Genomic DNA, 25,167 nt, shown 5'->3' on the forward strand with positions numbered 1-25,167 from the left:
CTTTATTGAAAAACCCCCCGACTTCATGTCTGGGGGTTTTTCATCCAATATTAAGCGCGACTCCAGTGACGGTGCTTGGCAATTGCCTCGATAAAGGCAGTACCACTATTATTGTCCGTAACAGCTACAATGCCTGAGGCTGGATCATTGGAAACGATGCCTGCCTTCGATAAGATCTCGGCTCCTTCTTTTCCTGCACCAATCGCTTTGAAATGATTGTAGGCTTCATCAACAAAGTAAATTGGTTCCTTGGATGCCTTTAAAGCATCGACACTCTCCTGGCCTCCTGCCACATATACAGCATCGAAAAGTACCGAATCGGCCGTCAGGAATGTCTGATTCACCTCGGCCTGCTGTCCTTCAGAACTTGTAATCACTCCACGATTAAGACTGATGATTTCAGTAGTTATACCTGCTGATTTAAATGATTCCAAGACTTGATTAACCTCTGACCCGTTGAAACCATCTGCAGCCAAGATGGCCACTTTTCTTGATACGGCCGTGTTCACTTTCATTTGCTCCTGGCTTAAAGCCGGAGAAGCTAAATCCATCTTGACTTCACTCTTGTTTGTTGGAGGATTAACTCCCACTCCAAAAGCGATTGTTTTTGCCAGTTCGACATCAACATTGCTGAACATCTCGACAATTTGCTGCTGAACGTCCTTACTTTTCACTTTTCCCACTTCAAAGTGGAAAGCCTGAATAATATGCTCTTTCTCCACTTCCGTCATGCTATTCCAGAATAGTTTAGCTTGGCTGTAATGATCCTTGAAGCTTTCACTGCGTTTACGGACCTTCCTGCCATCGACTTTTTCCTGATAATGTGCATAGCCGCCTTCCTCTTCTAAAGCAGGTTCTGGAGAGTTACCTGCAAGGGAATTTTTGTGGTAGCTGACCGGTCCGGGATTTATTGACATTCGGTGCATGCCATCGCGTTGATTATTATGAACGGGGGCAACCGTCCTATTAATCGGAAGCTCATGAAAGTTTGGGCCTCCTAATCGGGATAGCTGGGTATCGGTGTATGAGAACAAACGTCCCTGAAGCAGCGGATCATTTGAAAAATCAATACCCGGTACAACATGCCCCGGATGGAAAGCTATCTGTTCCGTCTCTGTAAAAAAGTTATCTGTATTTTGATTCAAAACCATTTTCCCGATTATTTTCACCGGGATTTGTTCTTCCGGCCATAGTTTAGTAGGATCAAGGATATCAAAGTCGAATTTGAATTCATCTTCTTCCTTAATCATTTGCACGCCGAATTCAAATTCAGGATAATTTCCAGTATCTATTGCTTCCCACAGATCTTGACGGTGAAAATCAGGATTTTTCCCTGCAATTTTCTGCGCCTCATCCCAGACAAGGGATTTAACTCCCAGTACAGGCTTCCAATGGAATTTAACGAAATGGGCCACACCTTCTTCATTCACAAAACGGAAAGTGTGGACCCCAAACCCTTCCATCATCCGGAAACTTCTTGGTATGGCCCTATCAGAAAGATGCCACATGATCATATGTGCCGTTTCTTCATTGTTGGCGACGAAGTCCCAAAAGGTATCATGGGCAGACGCGGCCTGAGGTATTTCATTATGAGGCTCCGGTTTAACCGCATGAATTAAATCCGGGAACTTAATGGCATCCTGGATAAAGAATACCGGAATATTATTTCCGACCAGATCATAGTTTCCTTCCTCGGTATAAAACTTTGTAGAGAATCCCCTGACATCACGAACCGAGTCTGCCGATCCGCGTGAACCTGCTACCGTGGAGTAACGAACAAATACTGGTGTCTTGACTGAAGGGTCTTGAAGGAACTTTGCCTTTGTATATTCGGCCATCGGCTCATATACCTGAAAATATCCATGTGCTCCGGAACCACGCGCATGGACAATCCGTTCAGGAATACGCTCATGGTCAAAGTGAGTCATTTTTTCACGGAAATGAAAGTCCTCCATCAAAGTTGGACCACGGGTTCCCGCTTTCAAAGAGTGTTCATCCTCTGAAATGCGCAAACCTTGGTTAGTCGTCATCTTTTTCCCGTTGTCGTCCACTCGATATTGTTCCAACTGCCGTTGCTTACTTTGTTCATCGATTCTTCCGTTTTCATTTTCTTTTTTCATCCTTTTCATTCCCCTCCATGTCTTAGAAATTCAGTTTAATTCGTGTTGTATGTACTTACTTTAAAATTTGAAACAATTGTGTAATCCTTCCTCATATACCACTCTCATTTGACGGCTAAACAGAATTCAGAAAAAGATCCTTCCCGTCTTCAAAAAACAAAAAATCCCCAGTTTTGAATCACTGGGGACGTAACGTAATATTCTTTAGGTCAATTTTTCATTATATTAAAATACAAATAAAAAAAGAAGCGGAAAGACAGATTTTCATCTTCCCGCTTCTTTTTTATTCGGCACCTTTAGTTCTTAAAGGCCTCTGATACCTTCAAAAGTTTTCCTTTTACTTTCGTATTTTTCATCACTTTCAAGACAAGCGGTCCCTTTTCATTTAATATTTCCACATAAGAAACATTATCCTGAATCGTAATGATCCCGATATCCTCAGCATTCACTCCATCAATCTTTGCGATAGTTCCGACAAAATCAACAGCCCTGATTTTCTTTTTCTTTCCGCCATTAAAATACAGCTTCATGATTTGTTTATTCAATTTTTCACTTCTATCTTTTTTTATCTTTGGACGAGCTTCCAGTTTTGCTTCGAAATCCATTTTTTTATTGGAGACATCCTCTTTTGATGGAACGGGCATCCTAGGGATTTCAAAACCGATATATCCTTGAATCTCAGTAAGGAATTTATCTTCGTACGGCGTCACAAAAGTAATGGCTTTTCCTTTTTTACCTGCACGGCCCGTTCTTCCAGTTCGATGTACGTAACTTTCCTTTTCCAATGGCAGGTCATAGTTAATCACATGGGTTATATTGTCGATGTCAATTCCGCGTGCAGCAACATCTGTCGCAACCAAATAGCGGAATTCACCTCTTCTGAATTCATTCATCACTGCAAGACGATCTTCCTGAAGCATGCCGCCGTGAATCATATCACAAGGATATTCCTGATCCATTAGCATTTCACATACTTGGTCGACCCTATCTTTCGTCCGACAGAAAATGATGCAGCTATCGGGGTTTTCCGTGATGGTTACATCTTTAAGCAGGGAAAACTTATCATCCTCTCTCACTTCAATAAGAGCATGTTCAATTTTTTCGGTCGTTAACCCCTTAGCCTTGATTTCAATATCCAAAGGAGCTTTCATATACTGCTTACAAAGCTTTTTTATGCTCTCAGGTAACGTAGCGGAGAACAGCATGGTCACTCTTTCTTTAGGAAGCTCTTTAATGATGGCCTCCACTTGTTCAATGAAGCCCATATTCAGCATTTCATCCGCTTCATCAATAACTAAATGAGTTAAACGTTCCAGGACGAATGTCCCTTTCTCGATATGATCCAGAACACGCCCCGGGGTTCCAACGACTACATGGCTCTTTTGTTTCAATTCCGCTTTTTGCAAAGCGAATGGATGTTTTCCATAAACCGCCGTTGCCTTTATCCGTTTAAATCTGCCTATATTCGTAATATCCTCTTTTACCTGTACAGCAAGCTCACGTGTCGGTGTTAAAATAAGCGCCTGAGGCTTATTCTCCTCCCAATCGACCATTTCGCATATCGGTATGCCGAATGCAGCGGTCTTGCCACTGCCTGTTTGGGATTTTACGACAAGATCCTGCCTTTTCAATGCCACTGGAATCACTTCGCGCTGTACTTCGGTTGGACGTTGGTAACCCAGGCTTTCTAATGCCCTTACAATTTCATCACTTAATGTATAATCATTAAAATTCAATTCATTCATATAACAGCCTCTTTTGTTATTTAGTATCTTACATTATTGTTTCCATAATCATAATTTCCTTATACAATGTTCTATTATACGCGATATGAAACGATAAACCTTGTAATAACCAAATTCAATTGACTTATTTCAATATAATGAAACCTCATCATCATTAAAAAGGTTGGTCATTCCGGATTCAATGATCTTGATTAATCAAAATGGACCCTGCTTCTTTCAATATGCTAAAATATGTATGACATTAAAGCGGAAACAGCGTAGTTTAAAAGCCGATATCCAAAAGGAGTGCTGATTTATGATAATCGTAACGAATAGAATCAGAGTCAAAAAAGGTATGGGGGCAGTCATGGCCCCAGGATTCACTGCTCCAGGTCCACTTGATACTACGGAAGGCTTCGTAAAAGTTGAAGTATTATTAACGCAGAACTTATCGGATCACGATGAACTAAGCGTTAACATGTACTGGGAAAGCCTTGATAACTTTACTGCTTGGAGAAATAGCGATGCATTCAAAGCTGCACATAAACGGCCTGAACCAAGTTCCGGTGAAGCTAAAAAAGAATCTCCAATTCTAGGCAGCGAGCTAACTACGTATGAAGTCGCCTCGGTAAAAGAAATAGCTAAATAATAAAATCACACCAAAAAAGGCCGCGAAATATGGAGGCTGCTGAAAAGCTCACGTTTTTCTAACTAGTACGGTAAATCAACCTAAAAAAAGACGATTCTCATTCGATACTTGAATGGAAATCGTCTTTTTTTGTGTGTCACTTTTTTACGTCATTAATTTCAATATTCTTTTCAAGTTAACGGTGAAAATAGCCATTGCTCCTTGTAATTCCATGCCAAGTAGACCCGGGGATTTTGCAACATCATACCCGTGTCTGTGTTTTGATTCATTGTTTTTCGCTTCTAGTTTATAACGTTCCTTTGATTTTTCTTTAAAATACTCACTTTCCTGGAATGTAGCCTGTTCTGTATGTTCATTGGATTTAATACTGACAGAATAGGTCTTCTGGAGCCATGCCGAGGAAATATTTAAAGGACATGTCATACCTGGAACGCTCAACTATATCCACATCTGATAGGTCATGAATGGTCTTGAGCAGCAAATATTTATACATACGTATTGGATCGACAGCATTCCTACCGTTATACAAGACAGTAGTTGTCCCTCAATTCTTCCAACACAAAAGAAAAGTTAATAAGTTCATTGATCTTGCGTAACATGTTATCCTTTGGAACCACTACATCATAAATGGCCATATATGGACTAAAAACCATAGACGTTTGTTTTTGAATCATCGTACTCACCCAAATAAATTTTTTACCTTTGATTATAAAACAAAAAAGGTAGATCTCCTCAGAATAAACTGAGAAAATCCACCTCTATTGGCCCGAGGGTCCTTTTTCAGTGCCCTCGAAATATGCGGCCTCTTTTTAATGGGGTTTATGGCTTGGTCCACTTGGTAAATTATTGGGCTTCAGCTTTCTTGATTTGTTTGCTTCTTAGCTGTCCGCAAGCTGCATCAATATCTGTTCCATGTTCTTGGCGGATTTTACAATTTACGCCTCTCTTTTTCAGCGTATCATAGAACGAGAGAACGGACTCTTTTTCACTTCTTTGGTATTGACTATGCTCATCTACAGGATTATATGGAATCAGGTTGACATAGAGCCGATGTTTTTTGTCGTCAAGAAGGGCGGCGAGTTGCTCGGCTTCTTCTTGATGGTCATTGACATCTTTCAATAGGATATATTCAATCGTAATTCTCCTATTCGTTTTCTCTAAATAATAATCAAGAGATTTCATTAATTTTTCTATCGGAATACCTCGGTTTATTTTCATGATTCGTGTCCTGAGTTCATTATTCGGCGCATGTAATGAGATGGCCAAATTCACCTGTAATTTAGTATCGGTGAATTCATAAATCTTGTTGGCAAGACCGCTCGTCGAAACAGTAATCCGCCTAGCAGCGATAGCAAGACCCTTATGGTCCATGAGCACCTTCAAAAAGTCTATCATATTTTCAAAGTTATCGAACGGCTCACCAATACCCATTACAACAACATGGCTTACAACATCCTCTTGTTCCAATTTATCTAGATGCAATTGAACGTTCATGATTTGTTCCACTATTTCCCCGCTGGATAGATCACGGCTTTTGGCCAATAATCCACTGGCACAGAAACTGCAGCCAATATTGCAGCCCACTTGGGTGGTGACACAAACCGAAATTCCGTATTTATGTCTCATCATAACCGTTTCGATAAGGTTTCCATCCTGTAATTTAAACAAGAACTTGATCGTACCATCTGCTGATTCTTGCTTAACGTGCTCAGTCAAAGTCTGGATGACAAAGTGCTCTTCAAGTAATTTTATACACTCTTTATTAACATCCGTCATTTCAGAGAAACTCGTCACACGTGTTCTATAAAGCCACTCCCAGACTTGGGAAGCTCTGAATTTTTTATGGCCATGGTCCAAAAGCCATGCTGTTAATTGTTCGAATGTTAAACCATAAATGGACTCTTTATTCATTCGTTACCCTCTTTTCATTTCATTAAGTTTTAATTTTTACATTCCCCGGGATTAACTCTTTCATTTATGATATGGTTCATTTCTATTTATCCGAAAAGCCCGATATATTTGCTCCAGCAGAACTAGTTTCATTAATTGATGCGGAAAGGTCATTTTAGAGAAGGAAAGGGCATAATCACTTCTTGAAACCACCTCAGTGCCAAGCCCAAGAGACCCGCCAATAATAAAGGCAATTTTGCTCTTTCCATAAGTGGCGAGCTGATCGATTTGAGTGGCCAACTGCTCGGAAGTAAGCTGTTTTCCATTGATTTCAAGCGTTATTACGTAGGTGTCCGGGCTGACTTTGGCCAGGATGCGTTCACCTTCCTTTTGCTTTACGATGTCCATGTCCGCAGCACTCAGGTTCTCTGGAGCTTTTTCATCCGGTACTTCAACAAGTTCTATATTAGCATAGGCACTTAACCTTTTTGTATATTCTGCAATTCCTTGCTTTAAGTATTTTTCCTTTAGCTTGCCAACAGTAATAATCGTTATTTTCATATATATCCTCTAACTTTCATTATGTTTTTACTTTCAGTTGTTGGATTTTTGCCTATCTTATATCATACCTTAGAGTGACCTATAAGCAAAACAAGCATATCCTTGCCAATTTTTAATGGAGGAGTTCCATGGCCCTTAAAGTAAAAACCGCTGCCCCTGAAAGCGGCAACGGTAACCTTCATTTATTTTGGCTGTTTTCACATACTTTGTTGCTATTTACCAGGTAGTAGTTGGGTTGATTTCTCGCTTTCCGCGGGGCGGGCGGTGAGCCTCCTGCTCCCGCAGGGGTCTCGCACTTCCGCTCCAATCAACCTTAAATAGTTTCGTTTTAAAAACAACAATCTTTACGAAAAGAGCCTTTATTTTTAATGTTCATCGTGAAAATGTGGATGGTCCCATGTTCAGCTTCGATAAGGATTATGATTGATTTTCCCAAGGGTCCACTGTCCTAAATGGCCATTATAGTGTATACAAAAATGCCTTTATCAACAATAATTCTACCCTCCTCGGAAAATGTTAAGAACAGGTTACAAACATGTTATCCACAATAGTTATCCACATATCCACAAAATCTATCCACATCTTGTATGGGAATATTAGTTCCCTACTAGATATATTGCCACGTTTCGACAATATTCACAGGTTGTTGATAACTGTTTTTCTTCAGAAACCAGCGTTAAAACAGGATATGTTTCACATTCGTATACCACTTCATCCAGCGCCATGTCCACGTGTTCCTGACAGCAATATAATTTCATCTTTCATTTCTCCTTTCTCACTCATTACTCCAAGTGCTTATTCCAATTATCCACAAGTTACAGTGAAATCTCTAATTTCAGTATATATCCACAGGTAATCGTAACAAAAAATAAGAAAATCACAAGGAAATATAAAAGACAGGAAGCAATGACTGCCCCCTGCCTTTCCGTTTTAGATTTCGCTGCTTGAAAGCTTGACTTCCGTAGTTTCTTTCTTTCCGTCACGGTAATAAATGATTTTAACTTTATCACCGATTTTCTTATCAATGTAAAGGTATTTCCTTAATTCCACGACGTCATGGATCTTTTCATTATCCATTCCCACAATGACGTCAAATTCCTTCAATCCTGCTCTAGATGCAGGAGAGTTGCTTTGAACGCCTGTTATTGCAACACCCGCAGTAACTTTCCTTGGCAACTTTAATGTATTTTTCTGATGGTATTGGGAAATTTCCTTTACGGATGTTAAGTTCACACCCAAGTATGCACGTTTCACTTCACCAAATTCCTCAATATCATTAATAATTGGAATAACTGAATCAATTGGAATGGAAAGACCGATTCCTTCCACCGCATTTTCTGCTATCTTCATGGAATTTATTCCGATGACCTGCCCTGACATATTAACGAGTGCTCCTCCGCTGTTGCCTGGGTTAATCGCCGCATCGGTCTGGATGACCTCTGCATTCCAATCGACTTGTCCGTCCTCATTGATATCCACGTCTATCGTACGCTCCAAACCGGAGATGATCCCTTGTGTGACTGATCCGGAGAATTGGAGGCCTAATGGGTTACCGATGGCAATCACGGGCTCACCTGGTTTCAATTTACTGGATTTTCCGAATTCAGCAATGGTTTTGATTTTATCACCATTCACGACAATGACCGCTAAATCGGTCCATGGGTCACTACCTTGTAGTTTAGCTGGCAATTTAGTGCCATCACTTAATGTCACTTCCAATTCATTAGCGCCTTCAATGACGTGGTTGTTCGTGACAATATAGGCCTTGCCCCCGTCTTTTTTATAGACGACACCAGAACCAGTGCCAGCTTCAGCTTCGGCTGAACTGTCCTCGGCCCCTTGACCCCAGAAGTTCGTTTTCTGAATGTTAGAGATGCCGACCACTGCGTCGCTGGCCTTACCTACAGCATTGGTGACGGCACTTGTTACATCTACAGTAAGGTTTTGCTGGGACTGCTTAGTGGACTCACTCCCCGTTGATTTTTCCCTTGTAGTTTCGTTATTTAACAGTCCACTTCCCGGAAAAAATAATAAAATAAGTAAAGCCCCAATGATGGCGCCTCCCAAGCCAGCTAAAAAATAGCTCGCATTGCTCTTTTTCCGTTTATTTTGGTTCTCATCATTCTGATCATAATAACCCAAGACCGTTCCATCCTCTCATTTTAGGAATGAATTATAGCAATTCTATTGTTTGGTATCCTCCCTCAATTATACTCATTTACCGTAAATTTTCTAAAAAAATGTATGCTTTTATTTAAAGGGAAATTTAAAATTGACCAGGTTCAGCCATTTTCTTTTTCCTATACAGTTCTAACCAAACGATACCCCTTTTAATCCGAATAGTAACTTATGAATCGAAATTTTAAAAATAAAAAGGAATGAACAAGGTATCCCTCATCCATTCCTTTTTATTTATAACGTAACAAGTTCCGTTGGTCTTTTTGGATCAGTATCATATAAGGAGAATTGATCACCAACGATGATCCCCTTTGTTTTTAAGGTCTGTTCTACCGACATTCTTGCTAGATCCTTCATATTGTTATCAAGACTTAAGTGAGCCAAATAAATCCGCTTGGTCTTATCACCGGCCACTTCACTCATTGCAAGGGCTGCATCTTCATTACAAACATGGCCAACATCACTTAAAATCCGGCGCTTAATGCTCCATGGATATTTTCCCATCCTCAACATGGACACATCATGGTTACTTTCGAATACATATGCATCGGCATTCGAGATGATTCCTTTCATCCGATCACTTACATACCCTGTATCAGTGATGACCACTAGTTTTTTGTCTTCATGATGAAAGGCGTAAAACATCGGCTCTGCCGCATCATGAGAAACACCAAAAGATTCTATATTAAGACTGCCGAACGTTTTGACCTGTTCCATTTCAAATGTGAATTTTTGTTCGGTTGCAATTTCACCGATTGATCGTTCCATGGCATTCCATGTCTTTGCATTCGCATAGATCGGGAGTTTATGTTTTCTGGCAACCACGCCCAGACCTTTAATATGGTCGCTGTGTTCATGGGTAACAAGGATACCGGATAACTTCGACATATCACGGCCTATATCCTGAAACAATGCTTCCAAAGCCTTACCGCTTAAGCCGGCATCGACAAGGAAAGATTGATCCTCCGTTTCCACGAATAAGGCATTTCCTGTACTCCCGCTTGCGAGAACACTAAAATGCATAGTCATCTATACTCACTCCAGTATTTTTTCTTCTGTATTTAATTCAATGACCTCTCCATCAATAGCATTCACGAAGAGATCCGTTTTGTCGTTAAGGACCACCCACCATGTTGGCACAAGTAAATGTGATACAGATGTCGTCTGCAGCGAATTATAAAAACCTAGTTTTACATTCGTGACTTTGCTTTTGGGATCAATATCACCATTATCATATAATGCTCCAATAGCAGATAAAGCAGGTATCAATTCCTTGGGTTTATTGAATTTTTTAATCCCCTCTAAATACATCTGTTCATAGGAGACGATTTCACCCTTTTTGTTCAGATATAAAGTGACCTTCCCCTTACTATTGTTATAAAACATCTTTTTATCTGCCACTTGATAGCAGATGATGGTTTGATTGATTTTATCATAGCTCCAAAAGTGATAGTCATCTCCATTTAATATATACTCCTTCAGGAATATATCAAGGTCTGCAGCATGAATTTCCGCTTTCATGCTAACCGGTGTTTTAAATGTACCTACGAGCTTCTTATCATCGATGATTTTTGCTTTTTGATTTTTCAGGTCCTGTATATCTTTCTTCTCGAAAGTCTTGCTTTGGGCAATCAGGAATTGATCCAACTTTTGTTTCGGAAGTGGGGTTTCTATTGAAATCTCATCTTCTTTCAAGAGTTCATCTATTGAAGACTCCGTGAAATTTTCTATTTGGTTGTCATTAATCTTTTCCAGGAATTGATAAAGAAGAAAAATATTCAAAATGAAAAAGACCATGATGAAAATTGACTTTGTATTATTCCAATCCACTTTGATCGCCTCCCGTATCTCCAGGCACAATAAACCATTTATCGCCGATACGATAATACCAAGTGGGTTCAAGTGTAACTAGTGTGACAAGTTTGGAATCCAGGGATTTATGCAGTTTATAGCCAATCGAGATGTCCTCCACGCTCTTAAAGTCGATATTATCTTTCGATTTCAACTGATTCAAGACTTCTCTACCACTTGGTAAAGTCTCTACCGATTCGTCTGACGGGAGGACTGAGGCAAGTGAAAAGTACGGGCGCTCGTAGCTATATATTTCTTCTTTCCCCCAAATTTGCTCGATTTCAGTCATTCCGGATTCATTGAAGGCCGGATAACCATTTACGAATAAGCGGAATACCACTCGTTGCTCATTCTCCGACATATAAGCAAAGCGATAATTATTATCTTCCCAACCAGCATGATCATTGATGAAATCAATGCTCTTTTGCAGAAGGTCACCGGAACTGACAAGTAACTTGTCCTTTTGTGCCGGATTGATATAAGAAATTAGGTAATTCTCTTTATTGATCGTCATCAGTCTTGTTCCATCCGTGTATTCCTCACCGGCGGAAACGGGTTCCTGGCGTACATACTTCGGATCATTAAATAACGCATTTTTTAGATTTCCAATATCCAAATTGTCGATATAATATTGAAGTCTGTTGACCTTAATGGATTTTTCCGGAACGAACAACGTCCTTTTGCTGTTTATGGTTTCGGCCGTGTATTCAGGGTGCTTACTGTAAGAACCCGTATAAAAATCATCCATGAAATCTCTTAGTCTTTTAGAGTCGACCATACCTTGATAGATCTTCTCTTTATCGTAAGAAACAAAATAAACGGCAGATTCATTACCGCTGATATCCTTTTGTTTAATGATGATCCGATCAAATGAAAAGCTAGGCACTTCCTTATCCGTAATATTCAATACCGTTTTATAGAGGGAAATGGGCACATCATCGGAAAATTCGATTTCAATCGACCCATCTTCATGGACAAAGTCATCAAATTTCCTTTGCAGCCTTTTTACGGATATCTCTTTTACGCCGGTAAAACTCCATTGCGAAAATTCTTTTTCCATTTTATTTATTTCCACCGGATCGGAAGTCTGGAAATGTCGCCCATTGCCATGAAAAAGGATACTTACTGGTTTAACTACATCACTAACAATCTGGACATCGCTTTTAATCTTTATATAATTCGATCGGTCACCAAATTTATCATATTCAGGCTCATACGTCCAAATGCTCCAAGTCAAAAAAATGCTTGTCCCAACCAAAATAATCAGTATGATACTTTTTGCACGTTCAAAATTCATGACCAATCATCCTCTTCTTCCTGTTCGTAAGGAAGTGTAAAGAACACCGTAGTTCCTTTTCCATCCACACTTTCCGCCCATATTTTCCCGCCATGCGCCACGACCATTTCTTTTGCGATCGCTAAACCAAGCCCGGTCCCGCCCAAGTTCCTCGACCTTGCTTTATCCACACGGTAGAAGCGGTCGAATATTTTATCAATGACGTTTTTCGGGATGCCCACTCCTTGATCTGTAATGCTCACAACGATAAAGCCATCCGAAGCCCTGACGCGGAAAGTCACTTGACCCCCTTCAGGTGAGTACTTCAACGAGTTGGAGATTACATTATAGAGAACCTGGGTGATTTTATCTTCATCAATATCCACGAAATAAGCTTCCTTGGGCAAATCACGCTTAAACGTGATGTCATCATTTTTCGTCATTTCAAAACGATCGATGATATGGTCATAGAATTTATTGAAATTCACCCAGCCCGTTTTAAGCCTGTAATCTTTACTATCCATTTTCGAAAGCTGTAACAGATCATTAACAAGCCTGATCATTCGCTCCGTTTCATTTTGGGTAACACTTAAAAAGGATGGAGCGATTTCCTCGTCCTTCCAAGCACCTTCAGCCAATGCTTCCAGGTAACTCCTCATCGTCGTTAGCGGAGTTCGCAGTTCATGTGATACGTTGGCAACAAATTCCCTGCGTTCGCCCTCGATTTTTTCCTGCTCTGTTATATCATGCAAAACAGTAATCAAACCATTAACGAATCCCGTTTCCTTTTGAATGACCGAAAAGTTCCCCCTCAAAATGAAAGGTCGATTTTTTTTGCTGTAATCAAGGATGACGGACTCTCGCTCTTCCAGTAAATCCTCAAATTTAAACTCTTCTTCAAGACCCAAAACCTCGATGATCGGTTGGTTCATGACGGTTTCACGCGAAACATTCAGTAATTGTGCCGCCGGTTCATTAATCAAGTTCACCCGACCGCGCCTATCAGTTGATATTACACCGTCCGTCATATTGGAGAGGACGGATGAAAGCTTACGGCGCTCTCCTTCTGTGCTTGATTGCGACTCTTGAAGCTTTTTAGTCAAATTATTGAAAGTGACGGCAAGCTGGCCAATTTCATCATCGCCATATACCCTTACTTTTCTTGAGAAATTCCCTTTCGCCATCACCAAGGCCTGTTTTCTCATATCCGACATGGGTCGAGTGATCGTTCGTGCGAGCAGGATCCCCAAGATGGCCGTAATGACCAAGGCAATGGCCGTACCCGTCATGAAAATACCATTGATTTCATCCATCTGTTCAAAGACATTCTCCATCTCTGCTATTACATAGACGGCGCCAATGACCTCCCCATTCGCTTCAATGGGTGTCGAAAGAACCCAGAGCCGCATGCCGGTTTTCTGATCTCGAAATACGTCACTTTCTTCTTTTCCATTAATCAGCGTATTTTTAATAAGGACTTCCGTTGTCTTCTTCCCTACAATATCCTGGTTACTTGGGTCTGAAGTTCCAATCACACGCCTGCTGCGAGTGTCAATGACACGTACTTCCGAAATATCATTCGAAGAATTATCCCGGTCTTTCAATATCATATTAATCGCATCTTCGAGGGTTGGATCTTCCTCTCCCCTCTCTTTTTCCATTTCTTCACCAATACTGTAGGTAAGCAGGTTAACGTGACCTTTTATTGATTTCGTGAAGTTCCCGACAAGATTTTCTTCCAATTCCCCAACAAAATATACCCCGATTATCTGCATCGCTACAAAAATGAGCAACACATAAATCAGAACAAATTTAAAATGGATTGAGCGAAAAAAACCAACCTTTTTCATAAGAACTACTCCTGTTCAGGGTTACGCAGGTAATAACCGACCCCTCTTCTAGTTACAATCCAACCAGGATGGCTTGGATTGTCTTCAATCTTCTCACGAAGACGTCTGACCGTTACATCGACTGTCCGTACATCACCAAAATAATCATAGCCCCACACGGTTTGTAATAGGTGCTCCCTTGTCATGACCTGACCGATATGCTTCGCTAAGTAATGAAGCAATTCAAATTCGCGATGAGTTAATTCAATCGTATCGCCCCGTTTGGATACCACATAGGCATCCGGATGGATGGTGAGCGTTCCTATCGTAATTTCCTTCGGTTCATTTTCTTGATCTGGGACCGGGACCGCTTGCTGACGTCTTAAGTTCGCCTTAACGCGGGCAATTATTTCCCGGGTACTAAATGGCTTTGTGACATAGTCATCCGCACCAAGCTCTAAACCTAAGACTTTATCTATCTCTGAATCCTTAGCCGTTAACATGATGATTGGCGTTTCATACTTCTTCCTTACTTCCCTGCAAACTTCCATCCCATCGCGCTGCGGTAGCATGATATCAAGTAAAATCAAATCAGGTTGCCGTTCTTCTACCATTTTGAGGGCTTCATTGCCATCATAAGCACAAAAAACTTCATAGCCTTCCTTTTTTAGATTGAATTGTAATATATCGGCAATTGGCTTTTCATCATCCACTACCAGAATCTTCTTATCCATGTGCTTATCTCCTTTTTAATAACTAAACTGAATCTATTAAAAACCGTGTCCTTATCCGGGACTTTATTCACTTTTCCTTCTGCTTGCACCAATCTAGCATCCCAGTTCAACAAATTTATATATATATACCCAATAAAAGGGACCGAACACCGGAATGAAAGCGAATTGTATCTATTCTACTTTATCATTTTATAGGCATTAAATCACCTTTTTCCTATTATTCTCATCTATCTGTGAAGCAGAAGAAGTCCTCGAATATTTTTCGAAGACTCCCATCGATTACTGACTTATATAGTTTAGCGGATTTACAAGAGAACCGTTTTTATATATTTCAAAATGGAGGTGGACACCTGTGGAGTGCCCTGTTGAACCCATCATGCCAATTTTCATGCCCTTCTCAATCTTTTGTCCAGCTTTTACATTTATTGAATCCAAATGGGCATATACTGTCTTATACCCGTTATTATGATTGATCGTTATCTTATTTCCATACCCTCCGGAGTTTCCAGCAGTCTCGATTATCCCATGATCCGCTGCCGTTATGGTCCTGGTGGTTGGCCGGGCAATATCGATACCTTTATGAAGTTTCCCCCAGCGCTGCCCCTGCTTGCTGGAAATATAGCCCCCATCTGCAGGCCATGAATATGTACCGCTCCCCTGTGAAGGAACGACCTTCGTGCCTTTTCTAGTGACTTCCATTTTGGCTTTTTCCGTGTTTTCTTTTTTTACGATCGTTTCACTGATTTTCTTACCATTTGTTTCAGATACTGCATATGTGAATGCCTGAACCCCCTCATTGCCAATTTGTTCAGTAATGAGTTCACCCTTGGGAAGTTCGTCATCCTCCTTCACTTTCTTTTCGAAAGGAATCCTCTCTTCCTTTAATACTTCTCTTTCCACCATTACGTTCACATAGGGCGTAAGCTGGGTCACATAGAGATGCTCGCCCTTTTTAAGCCCTTTGCCCTCATCCTGTCCTGGATTTAGCTCTAACAGTTGATCCAGGTCCATATCATGCTGATTGGCAATTGCTTCAAGATCCTCATCTTCCATAGCCTCATAAAGCGTCTTTTCTTTCTTTCCTTCTTCTATCATGGAAATGGTATCATCGACGGTCTTGATTTCAGCTGGATCGATCATTGATTCTTTAAACGTAACGGGAAGTGAAAACTTGATGTCCAGAATTCTACTTCCTGGTTCTTTTAACGGTTTTGCACCCGTTTCGTTTCCTTTTTTACCTGTTTCATATTCAGCGTATTCCTCTTCATTTACATATAATAACTTGATTTTTTCCAAAACGTCCTCAGCATCATCCCTTGACGCAACATAAGCGACCGCCTGATTATCTATGTCGATTTCATACGCCTTTGCTTTCACATTGAGCTTTTCTTGAATATGCTTTACAGCCTGATCTTCTTTTACTTCTTCATCAAATACCTCTTCAGGTACATATGACAGCTGCGACTCCCTATCGAATGTATAGTCTGGATAATCTCTCTGTGCTGCTTTTACCTTATCGGCTACGATCTCCTCTATTTCCGTTTCATCCGTCACACTTCCGACGAACTCATCATTAAGATAAACATGCTGAATGGTGTCAGTTTTCGATATCCCTGCGGCCGTTGCCATATTTCCAGCAAGCAATAAAATGACCGAAACCATCAACAGGATGATCCCCTTACCTTTTGAGCTAAACATATATTGTCCTCCTTAACGGCTCAGTCACCAATTAAGAAACTAATCAAATTTATTTTGAGATTTATTAGTCCAATTTAAATATCCACTTGCATATGACTGATTTCTATTATGATTTTTCACTCATAACTCTACCATAATAAAAAAAAAAACAAGAAACAGTCGTGATAATGTAATAGAACTGTATAAATGGTGACAACAAGTACCAATAAATATGCTAATGAGGAAGATTCGATACATTTCGAAATAAGGAGTGGACGTAAGCCCCGTAAGGATAAAAGCAGTTTATATGCCAATTTGGGTGAAATTGGTATGTTACAAATCGTTAACAATTCATTAACAAGATTTCATTTATAATACATCTGGATGTAAAACAAAAAAAACGCCCTAAAGGAAAGGCGTTTTTAAAAAGGATGGCTCAGGACGGAATCGAACCGCCGACACAAGGATTTTCAGTCCTTTGCTCTACCGACTGAGCTACTGAGCCAAATATTCTATTTTAGAACAAAAAAATAAAATGGCGGTCCCGACGGGAATCGAACCCGCGATCTCCTGCGTGACAGGCAGGCATGTTAACCGCTACACCACGGGACCAGTAAAGAATTATATAAAGAAGTGACCCATACGGGATTCGAACCCGTGTTACCGCCGTGAAAGGGCGGTGTCTTAACCGCTTGACCAATGGGCCGAAAAAAATGGTGAGCCATGAAGGATTCGAACCTTCGACCCTCTGATTAAAAGTCAGATGCTCTACCAACTGAGCTAATGGCTCGTTCTAATGAAATGTAACTTTTCAGGATGTTTCACGCCTCAATGCAGCTACTCGCTTGATGCTGTTAATGCTTGTTCTATTGTGACGACGCTTTTGATAATATCATGGTTATCATAGTTTAGGCAATAGTTTTTTTGAAATAAAATTATTTTTTTTTATCTTTTTCCTTTTTCCTACTGTTTCAATCCATTCTTCCAATATCCCAGGTCTCTCGATTGTGACATCAGAATGCAGTGATTGATTCCAATAATGAAGAAGAGCCGGCTAAAAAGCCAGCTCCATTTCATCAATTACGCTAGACGCCAAGGGCTTCTCACGATATTTGTTTGGTTGCGGTCAGGACCGACAGAAAAAGTAGTCAAAGGAATGCCTACCAATTGAGATACGCGCTCTACATAGTGGCGAGCGTTCTCTGGAAGCTCATCCAATGATTTGCATCCTGTGATGTCTTCTGACCAGCCTGATAGCTCTTCATAAACTGGTTTACATTCGCCAATCGCTTTTAATGTTGCTGGAACCTCATGAATGATTTCGCCTTTGTATTCATAAGCTACACAAATTTTGACCGTATCAAGACCTGATAACACGTCAATCGAGTTCAATGATAAATCGGTAATCCCGCTGACACGGCGTGCATGGCGAACGACAACTGCATCAAACCAGCCTACACGGCGCGGCCTGCCTGTAGTTGTACCATATTCACGGCCAACTTCACGGATTTGGTTGCCGACTTCATCATGCAATTCTGTAGGGAAAGGACCATCGCCCACACGGCTTGTATATGCTTTACATACTCCAACCACATGATTGATTTTTGTAGGACCTACGCCAGAACCGATCGTAACGCCACCTGCAACAGGATTAGATGAAGTGACGAATGGGTATGTTCCTTGATCGATATCAAGCATCACACCTTGTGCCCCTTCGAATAATACCCGTTTTCCTTCATCAAGTGCATCGTTCAATACAACGGATGTATCACAAACATATTTCTGCACTTGTTGTCCGTACTCATAGTATTCATCCATGATATCTTCGATTTTGAAACCTTCCGTTTCATAGAAGCGTTCGAACATACGGTTTTTTTCGACAAGATTTTGAGCCAATTTTTCCTCAAAAATTTCACGGTCCAAAAGATCTGCCATACGGATTCCGTTACGAGCAGCTTTGTCCATATAAGCAGGGCCGATTCCTTTTTTTGTCGTTCCAATTTTATTAGCGCCTTTACGGTCTTCTTCGACTTCATCCAATTTGATATGGTAAGGAAGAATGACATGTGCACGGTTAGAGATACGAAGATTATCCGTACTCACTCCATGACTATGTAAATAAGCAAGCTCCTCTACAAGAGCTTTTGGATCAACCACCATACCATTTCCAATGACACAAATTTTATCACTATAAAAAATCCCTGACGGAATTAAATGCAGTTTATAGGTAACGCCATTAAATTTTATTGTATGCCCTGCATTATTCCCACCTTGATAACGAGCGATGGCTTCCGCATTCTGGGATAGAAAATCTGTTATTTTACCTTTACCTTCGTCTCCCCATTGTGTACCGACTACTACAACTGATGACATCTGAATAAAGCACCTCCAAAGGTTCACGTAATACCGATTATTTACCGGTTCTTATCAAACAAACCTATTTTATCAATAATCCAAAGTGGAAGTCAATACAAAATCCGAACGTTACACATTTCAAAAAATACTTCGTTCGTAAATATGAAAAAAATCTTTCCGTTTTCAAAATTGGTTTTGGATTGTCAATCCTTATTCTACCCTTTGATTTCTTTTATTATTATCACCAGTCCCTTTCTTTTTCCAAAATAAAAACAGCCCGCCATTGCATGAATGGCAGGCAGTTCCCTATGCGCCGGGAGACATCGAATCATCATCGAAACGGCGTTCGAGGTTAACGAATTTATTATATTCTTTCACGAATGCAAGCGAAACCGTGCCTACTGGACCATTACGCTGTTTCGCTATAATGATTTCAATGATATTTTTATTCTCGGATTCTTTATCATAATAATCATCACGGTATAAGAATGCGACGATATCGGCATCTTGCTCGATACTCCCGGATTCCCTGATATCAGACATCATCGGACGCTTATCCTGGCGCTGCTCCACTCCCCGCGATAGCTGGGAAAGGGCTATGACGGGCACTTTAAGTTCACGAGCGAGCGCTTTAAGTGAACGTGAAATCTCGGATACCTCTTGCTGACGGTTGTCGCCTGAACGACCATCGCCTTGAATTAACTGCAGGTAATCGATCAATATCATGCCAAGCCCATGTTCCTGCTTCAAACGACGGCATTTCGAACGAATTTCACCAATCCTCACACCTGGCGTATCATCGATATAAATGCCGGCATTCGACAAGCTTCCCATCGCCATCGTCAATTTACGCCAATCCTCATCCGTTAAGGAACCTGTCCGTAAATTCTGAGCGTTGATATTTCCTTCAGCACAGAGCATACGCATAACGAGCTGCTCTGCACCCATTTCAAGACTGAAAATCGCTACATTCTCCTCCGTTTTGGTCGCAACGTTTTGAGCGATATTCAATGCAAAAGCGGTTTTACCAACCGAAGGGCGGGCACCCACTATGATGAGGTCATTACGTTGGAACCCTGCTGTCATTCGATCCAGTTCAGCAAACCCTGTCGGTATTCCCGTGACATCCCCTTTACGGGTAGTCAAAATTTCTATGTTATCGTACGTCGCAACCAATACATCCTTAATATTTTGAAAAGACCCGGAATTCTTACGCTGGGCCACTTCCATGATCGTTTTTTCTGCTTCCCCGAGCAGCTCCTCGACCTCGTCCTCGCGACTGTAGCCTTCCTGAGCGATGTTGGTCGCTGTCCTGATCAAACGACGCAGCAATGACTTCTCCTCGACGATGCGAGCATAATATTCAATATTGGCCGCGGTAGGTACCGATCCGGCCAATTCACTTAAATAAGAAACTCCGCCAACCTCTTCAAGGTTTTTTGTCGCAGCCAATTCCTCTGTCACCGTAATCAAATCGACAGCTTTTCCTTCGTCATTCAAATTAAGCATCACATTAAAGATTTTTTGATGAGAGCTTCTGTAAAAATCCGCCGGAATCAAAACTTCCGATGTAACGGTCAATGAAGAGGGCTCAAGAAAAATGGCTCCTAGCACAGCCTGTTCGGCTTCTATATTTTGAGGGGGAATCCTATCCTGAAATTGTTCTATCATATCTTAAAACCTCCCATTCTAAGAGGATACCATTTATATGTTTCTAGTAAAAAAGAAAAAAAGTGAAAGGACAACATGCCCAATCACATTTTTCGTCTATCTCTATTTTATCAATTTTTCACAGATATGAAACAGCTAAAATTAGTTAATTTCTTTCACATGCACAGTCAGTGTCGCAGTGACTTCAGGGTGAAGCTTGACTGGAAGCTTTGTATGCCCTAAAGTGCGGATGCCTTCAGCAAGCTCCATTTTACGTTTATCAACCTTGATACCGTGTTTTTTCTGAAGCTCCGATGCAATTTGTTTAGTCGTGATGGAACCGAATAAACGCCCGCCCTCACCGGCTTTGGCAGATAGTTCAACCGTTAGTTTCTCCAGCTGCACTTTCAATTCTTCAGCATGCTGCAGTTCTTCTGCTGCAAGTGATTCTTCTTTATTTTTCTGGGCTTCCAATGTTTTTACATTTGTATTATTTGCTTCAACGGCCAATCCTTGTTTTAGCAGGAAATTATGTGCATAACCATCTGCAACATTTTTAACTTCCCCTTTTTTCCCTTTACCTTTTACGTCTTTCAGAAATATTACTTTCATTCTTTTTGTCCCCCTTCTAAATATTCATCTATAGCTGTTTTTAATCGACTTTCTGCTTCATCAATGGAGCATGCCTGTTGAGTAGCGGCATTTGTTAAATGTCCGCCTCCATTTAACATTTCCATGATTACCTGTACATTGATATCACCAAGCGATCGCGCACTTATGCCTACTGTATCATCAGATCGCTTAGCCATTACAAAGGAAGCAACAACGCCATCCATGGTCAATAGGGTGTCCGCAGCCTGAGCAATGAGCACCTGATTGTGGACCTGATCGGTTTTTGCCGAGGCAATTGCAATTCCCTTTTTATAAAAGATAACTTCTTCAATGAGCTTCGACCGTTTAATATAGGTGTCAACGTCTTCTTTTAAGAACTTCTGGACAAGTACCGTATCAGCTCCATGTGCCCTTAGATAAGAGGCTGCATCGAAAGTACGTGAACCTGTTCTTAAAGTGAAGCTTTTCGTATCGACAATGATACCTGCAAGTAGCGCCGTTGATTCCAGCATATCTATCTTACTGCGTTTCGGCTGATATTCAAGCAGTTCGGTCACAAGTTCTGCTGTTGAAGACGCATATGGCTCCATATAGACGAGCAATGAGTTTTTGATGAACTCCTCACCCCGGCGATGATGGTCGATGACTACAACCTTATCGATCCTATTCAATAACCGCTCTTCAATTACCATAGAAGGTTTATGTGTATCGACCACAACCAGCAATGTCTCATCCGTAATCATTTCAAGAGCATCATCAGGAGTTATAAACCGGGCATAAAGCTCTTCTTTATTTTTGATTTCCTCCATTAAACGAAGTACACTGCTATCAAGCTGCTGGGTGTTAATTACAATATAGCCTTCACGTTCATTCATTTGGGCAACTTTCAAAATGCCGATGGCTGAACCGATTGCGTCCATATCCGGGTTTTTATGGCCCATGACAATGACTTTATCACTATCAAGGACTATATCCTTCAATGCATGGGAAATCACACGTGCACGGACCCTCGTGCGTTTTTCCATCGGATTGGTTTTACCCCCATAGAATTTCACTTTTCCATTCGCTTGCTTGATGGCTACCTGGTCACCGCCCCGTCCTAAAGCGAGATCCAAGCTGGACTGTGCAAGTGTACCCAGTTCCGGTAAGGATGACACTGCCGAGCCGACCCCGATGCTCAAGGTCAATGGTACATTTTGCTTGGCCGTCGTTTCCCTGATTTCATCCAAAATCGAGAATTTCCCCTTCTCAAGTTGCTGAAGGATATGCTCATTAAAGACAGCGATGAATCGCTCCGAGGAAACCCGTTTAAAGAAAACGCCATTATCCCTTGCCCATCTATCAAGAAGTGAGGTAACCAAGCTATTAATGCTGCTTTTACGCTGATCATCCATACCCTGTGTCAAATCATCATAGTTATCAAGGAGAATGATCGCAATTGCCGTTCGCTCATCTTCATATAGTTTCTCGATTTCCACTTGCTCCGTCACATCAAAAAAGTAAAGAAGCCTTTCCTCTCGCTTATGGACCACTTTGAATTTCCGATCGTGGAGCGTAATTGTCTCTGTCTCGATCTCTTGCTTAATTAACGGAACGATCGAGTCCGCAACATCGTATAGCGATCTTCCCGCCAAGGAGTCTTCACTAAAACACGAAGCCAGGAATGGATTGGTCCATTCAATGTAATAATCCTCATTAAAGAGCATGATCCCAATTGGCATTTCCAATAACGCTTCCTCACCGACCTTTTTTAAACGGTAAGATAAAGTCGTTATATACTCTTCTGTCTTACGTTGCTTTTTTTCTACCATTCTTAATGTTAAATAAAATAAACCAGCAAGAATCAATAAACCAACAAGTGCAATAACCCAATTATAATAAGCCAGTACGCCCAAAAGTAACACGCCCGCGGCCAGCATCCCATACACTGGGGACTTAATCGAGTATTCTTTCAAATAAGATGGCATAGTTTCAGCTCCTAAAAGCATCTGTTTTACAAAAAAGTCTATTCCTTTTTCTTGATCGTCTCCCTAAAAGGAAATCCTAAATCTATTATACCTAAAAATCGTACGGCCGTTGTAACAATCGGAATCGGCAGCAGCAAAGAAAAAACCACGATTAAAACAGGTATGGCTTTAGCCCATGACTTCACATGAGCGATATAAAATATCAGGGAATATCCTTGTAATAAAATGAAGAACTGCAGGATGAAAAATAGGTTCGATATGGCCATATATACAAAACTATTCTTGTCCGTATTCACAAAAAGAGCAAGAAGCATCGTAATTAAATAATACCATAAAAGGCTTTTCGGGAGTCGAAGATCTCGAAAATGAGGCCATTTTAGCGTCTTATCGCTGAACCTCTTCACAATGGGATGTGCAGCAAAGAAAATCAATAAAACCATGCTGACTGATATCAACACGAATAAACTTGGCATCAGCGTGTTTATCATATCGATTGATTCATACATCTGCTTTTTGACTTGTTCCGTCGGTGCCTGTCCTAAAGAATCCATGATGTCGATTGTTTTTTTTATAGACCCTTCAGCCATATTCATCGATTCTTCTATGTAATTAACATCCGTTATTAACACTGAAGCTGCATATATTAATAAAATTCCTCCCAGGAAGACAAGGACTGCACTTATGAACATAGGTGCCATCGGTTTGTCCTTTTTCAAAAAATAACCGATCGCAATTCCCGTTGCCCCCATAAGCAAGGTAAGCGGGACAGACAATATCGTCCCGATGAGGATCGACAATAGTGAAGCAATGAATAGGTAACCGAGGCTCCACGATAACTTTTGTTTGATTGTGACCAGTATGAATGGAATGGGTAAAAAGAAAATAGTGAAGATACCCACTAGCGGGACTCGAATGGTGATGAACAGTAAAATGCAATATAGTGCCAAAAGGGCTCCACCCTCCGCAATTCGTCTCCCGTTATTCATTTTTTCACCCCCCCGTTAATATTAAAATTAATGTCTTATCTTCATATTGTATCCGTTACGGCCAGGATATTTCAAACATCACATTCTTTTTTAGGATATGATTATTTTTTGTAAGGAAAACACCTTTTTAAATTCCTTTTAAAAATAAAAAAACCGCAATTCAGCGGTTTTTCAGCATAAGATCCTAACTTATAAAAAAAGGCACATTAAGGAAAACTCCTCAATGTGCCAATTTATTATTCACCAGATACATATGGAAGTAATGCCATAGTACGTGAGCGTTTAATAGCAATCGTTAATTTACGTTGATATTTAGCGCTTGTGCCAGTTACACGACGTGGTAAAATTTTACCGCGTTCTGAGACGAATTTTTTAAGAAGATCTGTATCTTTGTAATCAATTTTAGTGATTCCGTTAGATGTGAAATAACAAACCTTTTTACGCTTACCGCGTCCTTTACGTCCACCCATTGCCATAATAAATTTCCCTCCCTGCTTTTTAAATTTTCATTTTAAACGGCTGTTTAAAACGGAAGATCGTCATCTGAAATGTCGATTGTTTTACCGTCATTTGCAAATGGATCATCATCTACACGAGTGTAGTTGTTATTGCTCCGTTGATTCTGATTAGGATTTTGTCCATACGAATTGTTGTCATTTCCGTTATTATTGTTACCATAACTTTTTTGACCTCCACCGTAAGAACCGCCTTCATTTCTTTCACCCGCTGAACTGCTTCGTGGTTCAAGGAATTGAACGCTCTCAGCCAGAATCTCCGTCACATATACGCGTTTGCCGTCTTGTCCTTCATAATTACGTGTTTGGACACGTCCATCCACGCCAGCTAAACTGCCCTTTTTCAAGAAGTTAGCTACATTTTCTGCCGGTTTACGCCAAACTACACAGTTAATGAAATCCGCTTCACGTTCACCTTGCTGATTCGTAAAACCACGATTCACAGCTAAAGTAAAGGTAGCTACGGGAACTCCATTAGGTGTATATCGCAATTCAGGATCTTTAGTTAAGCGTCCTACCAAAACTACGCGATTCATCATCAGAATCAACCCCTAGGTTTCAAACTTGTTTCACGTGAAACAAGATTAGAATTT

At 40.7% G+C, this 25,167-nt stretch carries 22 protein-coding genes, 4 tRNA genes and 1 pseudogene; 1 reads left to right on the forward strand and 26 read right to left on the reverse strand.

Annotated features, from left to right (window positions below; genetic code table 11):
* Positions 1-50: 50 nt before the first annotated feature.
* The gene (locus AC1DVK_RS13490; RefSeq protein WP_477626682.1) at positions 51-2,120 is read right to left on the reverse strand and encodes a catalase; all 2,070 of its coding nucleotides are present in this window, start codon (positions 2,118-2,120) and stop codon (positions 51-53) included.
* A gap of 296 nt (positions 2,121-2,416) precedes the next feature.
* Complete coding sequence (locus tag AC1DVK_RS13495) at positions 2,417-3,865, reverse strand: DEAD/DEAH box helicase (protein ID WP_477626683.1); 1,449 nt, start codon at positions 3,863-3,865, stop codon at positions 2,417-2,419.
* Positions 3,866-4,160: 295 nt separating this feature from the next.
* On the opposite strand from AC1DVK_RS13495, the gene AC1DVK_RS13500 reads away from it, so the two are divergent.
* Positions 4,161-4,493: a heme oxygenase gene (locus AC1DVK_RS13500; protein WP_061465896.1), complete on the forward strand. Its 333-nt coding sequence runs from the start codon at positions 4,161-4,163 to the stop codon at positions 4,491-4,493.
* 144 nt (positions 4,494-4,637) lie between these two features.
* Here the strand turns inward: AC1DVK_RS13500 and AC1DVK_RS13505 are convergent, their stop codons facing one another.
* The 24 genes and pseudogenes from AC1DVK_RS13505 to ssb all read right to left on the reverse strand — a co-directional run bounded on the left by AC1DVK_RS13505 (position 4,638) and on the right by ssb (position 25,113).
* Entirely contained in the window at positions 4,638-4,931 is a 294-nt protein-coding gene (locus AC1DVK_RS13505) for a hypothetical protein (protein WP_477626698.1), read from the reverse strand.
* Positions 4,873-5,167: pseudogene (locus AC1DVK_RS13510) on the reverse strand (transposase); the annotation flags it as partial. The pseudogene AC1DVK_RS13510 and the gene AC1DVK_RS13505, both read right to left, overlap by 59 nt.
* A gap of 169 nt (positions 5,168-5,336) precedes the next feature.
* Positions 5,337-6,404 (reverse strand): dual-specificity RNA methyltransferase RlmN, encoded by a 1,068-nt coding sequence (gene rlmN, locus AC1DVK_RS13515; RefSeq protein WP_477626684.1) that lies wholly within the window; start codon positions 6,402-6,404, stop codon positions 5,337-5,339.
* Positions 6,405-6,464: 60 nt separating this feature from the next.
* On the reverse strand, positions 6,465-6,944 hold the full coding sequence (gene rlmH, locus AC1DVK_RS13520; RefSeq protein WP_089363710.1) for a 23S rRNA (pseudouridine(1915)-N(3))-methyltransferase RlmH: 480 nt from the start codon (positions 6,942-6,944) through the stop codon (positions 6,465-6,467).
* A 212-nt stretch (positions 6,945-7,156) separates the two neighbouring features.
* On the reverse strand, positions 7,157-7,282 hold the full coding sequence (locus AC1DVK_RS13525; RefSeq protein ID WP_477626685.1) for a hypothetical protein: 126 nt from the start codon (positions 7,280-7,282) through the stop codon (positions 7,157-7,159).
* Positions 7,283-7,540: 258 nt separating this feature from the next.
* Positions 7,541-7,702: a CxxH/CxxC protein gene (locus tag AC1DVK_RS13530; protein WP_089363709.1), complete on the reverse strand. Its 162-nt coding sequence runs from the start codon at positions 7,700-7,702 to the stop codon at positions 7,541-7,543.
* A gap of 172 nt (positions 7,703-7,874) precedes the next feature.
* The gene (locus AC1DVK_RS13535) at positions 7,875-9,086 is read right to left on the reverse strand and encodes a trypsin-like peptidase domain-containing protein (protein ID WP_477626686.1); all 1,212 of its coding nucleotides are present in this window, start codon (positions 9,084-9,086) and stop codon (positions 7,875-7,877) included.
* 270 nt (positions 9,087-9,356) lie between these two features.
* A complete protein-coding gene (locus AC1DVK_RS13540) occupies positions 9,357-10,151 on the reverse strand; it encodes an MBL fold metallo-hydrolase (protein ID WP_089363707.1) in 795 nt (264 codons plus the stop codon).
* A gap of 6 nt (positions 10,152-10,157) precedes the next feature.
* Positions 10,158-10,952 (reverse strand): two-component system regulatory protein YycI, encoded by a 795-nt coding sequence (locus AC1DVK_RS13545; RefSeq protein ID WP_427088298.1) that lies wholly within the window; start codon positions 10,950-10,952, stop codon positions 10,158-10,160.
* A complete protein-coding gene (locus AC1DVK_RS13550; protein WP_477626687.1) occupies positions 10,939-12,270 on the reverse strand; it encodes a YycH family regulatory protein in 1,332 nt (443 codons plus the stop codon). Before AC1DVK_RS13550 ends, AC1DVK_RS13545 begins: the two co-directional genes overlap by 14 nt.
* A complete protein-coding gene (gene walK / locus AC1DVK_RS13555; RefSeq protein ID WP_477626688.1) occupies positions 12,267-14,099 on the reverse strand; it encodes a cell wall metabolism sensor histidine kinase WalK in 1,833 nt (610 codons plus the stop codon). Before walK ends, AC1DVK_RS13550 begins: the two co-directional genes overlap by 4 nt.
* A 5-nt stretch (positions 14,100-14,104) precedes the next feature.
* Positions 14,105-14,812, reverse strand: a complete 708-nt coding sequence (gene yycF, locus AC1DVK_RS13560) for a response regulator YycF (RefSeq protein ID WP_034316131.1) — start codon at positions 14,810-14,812, stop codon at positions 14,105-14,107.
* A 279-nt stretch (positions 14,813-15,091) separates the two neighbouring features.
* Complete coding sequence (locus tag AC1DVK_RS13565; protein ID WP_289319278.1) at positions 15,092-16,510, reverse strand: peptidoglycan DD-metalloendopeptidase family protein; 1,419 nt, start codon at positions 16,508-16,510, stop codon at positions 15,092-15,094.
* A 411-nt stretch (positions 16,511-16,921) separates the two neighbouring features.
* Positions 16,922-16,994 (reverse strand) — tRNA-Phe (locus AC1DVK_RS13570).
* A 31-nt stretch (positions 16,995-17,025) separates the two neighbouring features.
* Positions 17,026-17,101, reverse strand: a tRNA-Asp gene (locus tag AC1DVK_RS13575).
* Positions 17,102-17,123: 22 nt separating this feature from the next.
* A tRNA-Glu gene (locus AC1DVK_RS13580) sits at positions 17,124-17,195 on the reverse strand.
* 8 nt (positions 17,196-17,203) lie between these two features.
* A tRNA-Lys gene (locus tag AC1DVK_RS13585) sits at positions 17,204-17,279 on the reverse strand.
* 290 nt (positions 17,280-17,569) lie between these two features.
* The gene (locus AC1DVK_RS13590; RefSeq protein ID WP_061465905.1) at positions 17,570-18,862 is read right to left on the reverse strand and encodes an adenylosuccinate synthase; all 1,293 of its coding nucleotides are present in this window, start codon (positions 18,860-18,862) and stop codon (positions 17,570-17,572) included.
* 288 nt (positions 18,863-19,150) lie between these two features.
* Positions 19,151-20,515: a replicative DNA helicase gene (dnaB, locus tag AC1DVK_RS13595; protein WP_477626689.1), complete on the reverse strand. Its 1,365-nt coding sequence runs from the start codon at positions 20,513-20,515 to the stop codon at positions 19,151-19,153.
* A 141-nt stretch (positions 20,516-20,656) separates the two neighbouring features.
* The gene (rplI, locus tag AC1DVK_RS13600; RefSeq protein WP_061465907.1) at positions 20,657-21,106 is read right to left on the reverse strand and encodes a 50S ribosomal protein L9; all 450 of its coding nucleotides are present in this window, start codon (positions 21,104-21,106) and stop codon (positions 20,657-20,659) included.
* Positions 21,103-23,073, reverse strand: a complete 1,971-nt coding sequence (locus AC1DVK_RS13605) for a DHH family phosphoesterase (protein WP_089363701.1) — start codon at positions 23,071-23,073, stop codon at positions 21,103-21,105. Before AC1DVK_RS13605 ends, rplI begins: the two co-directional genes overlap by 4 nt.
* 38 nt (positions 23,074-23,111) lie before the next feature.
* On the reverse strand, positions 23,112-24,059 hold the full coding sequence (locus AC1DVK_RS13610) for a YybS family protein (protein ID WP_477626690.1): 948 nt from the start codon (positions 24,057-24,059) through the stop codon (positions 23,112-23,114).
* 236 nt (positions 24,060-24,295) lie between these two features.
* The gene (rpsR, locus tag AC1DVK_RS13615; protein ID WP_053348323.1) at positions 24,296-24,535 is read right to left on the reverse strand and encodes a 30S ribosomal protein S18; all 240 of its coding nucleotides are present in this window, start codon (positions 24,533-24,535) and stop codon (positions 24,296-24,298) included.
* A gap of 47 nt (positions 24,536-24,582) precedes the next feature.
* Positions 24,583-25,113, reverse strand: a complete 531-nt coding sequence (ssb, locus tag AC1DVK_RS13620) for a single-stranded DNA-binding protein (protein ID WP_061465910.1) — start codon at positions 25,111-25,113, stop codon at positions 24,583-24,585.
* Between the last annotated feature and the right edge of the window lie 54 nt (positions 25,114-25,167).

This window comes from Peribacillus sp. P4_B1, assembly GCF_056402395.1.

Coding starts and splice junctions, on each gene's coding strand:
- AC1DVK_RS13490 (WP_477626682.1), bottom strand. CDS start 2,120: ATGAAAAAAGAAAATGAAAACGGAAGAATCGATGAACAAAGTAAGCAA.
- AC1DVK_RS13495 (WP_477626683.1), bottom strand. CDS start 3,865: ATGAATGAATTGAATTTTAATGATTATACATTAAGTGATGAAATTGTA.
- AC1DVK_RS13500 (WP_061465896.1), top strand. CDS start 4,161: ATGATAATCGTAACGAATAGAATCAGAGTCAAAAAAGGTATGGGGGCA.
- rlmN (WP_477626684.1), bottom strand. CDS start 6,404: ATGAATAAAGAGTCCATTTATGGTTTAACATTCGAACAATTAACAGCA.
- rlmH (WP_089363710.1), bottom strand. CDS start 6,944: ATGAAAATAACGATTATTACTGTTGGCAAGCTAAAGGAAAAATACTTA.
- AC1DVK_RS13530 (WP_089363709.1), bottom strand. CDS start 7,702: ATGAAATTATATTGCTGTCAGGAACACGTGGACATGGCGCTGGATGAA.
- AC1DVK_RS13540 (WP_089363707.1), bottom strand. CDS start 10,151: ATGACTATGCATTTTAGTGTTCTCGCAAGCGGGAGTACAGGAAATGCC.
- AC1DVK_RS13550 (WP_477626687.1), bottom strand. CDS start 12,270: ATGAATTTTGAACGTGCAAAAAGTATCATACTGATTATTTTGGTTGGG.
- walK (WP_477626688.1), bottom strand. CDS start 14,099: ATGAAAAAGGTTGGTTTTTTTCGCTCAATCCATTTTAAATTTGTTCTG.
- yycF (WP_034316131.1), bottom strand. CDS start 14,812: ATGGATAAGAAGATTCTGGTAGTGGATGATGAAAAGCCAATTGCCGAT.
- AC1DVK_RS13565 (WP_289319278.1), bottom strand. CDS start 16,510: ATGTTTAGCTCAAAAGGTAAGGGGATCATCCTGTTGATGGTTTCGGTC.
- AC1DVK_RS13590 (WP_061465905.1), bottom strand. CDS start 18,862: ATGTCATCAGTTGTAGTAGTCGGTACACAATGGGGAGACGAAGGTAAA.
- dnaB (WP_477626689.1), bottom strand. CDS start 20,515: ATGATAGAACAATTTCAGGATAGGATTCCCCCTCAAAATATAGAAGCC.
- rplI (WP_061465907.1), bottom strand. CDS start 21,106: ATGAAAGTAATATTTCTGAAAGACGTAAAAGGTAAAGGGAAAAAAGGG.
- AC1DVK_RS13605 (WP_089363701.1), bottom strand. CDS start 23,073: ATGCCATCTTATTTGAAAGAATACTCGATTAAGTCCCCAGTGTATGGG.
- AC1DVK_RS13610 (WP_477626690.1), bottom strand. CDS start 24,059: ATGAATAACGGGAGACGAATTGCGGAGGGTGGAGCCCTTTTGGCACTA.
- rpsR (WP_053348323.1), bottom strand. CDS start 24,535: ATGGCAATGGGTGGACGTAAAGGACGCGGTAAGCGTAAAAAGGTTTGT.
- ssb (WP_061465910.1), bottom strand. CDS start 25,113: ATGATGAATCGCGTAGTTTTGGTAGGACGCTTAACTAAAGATCCTGAA.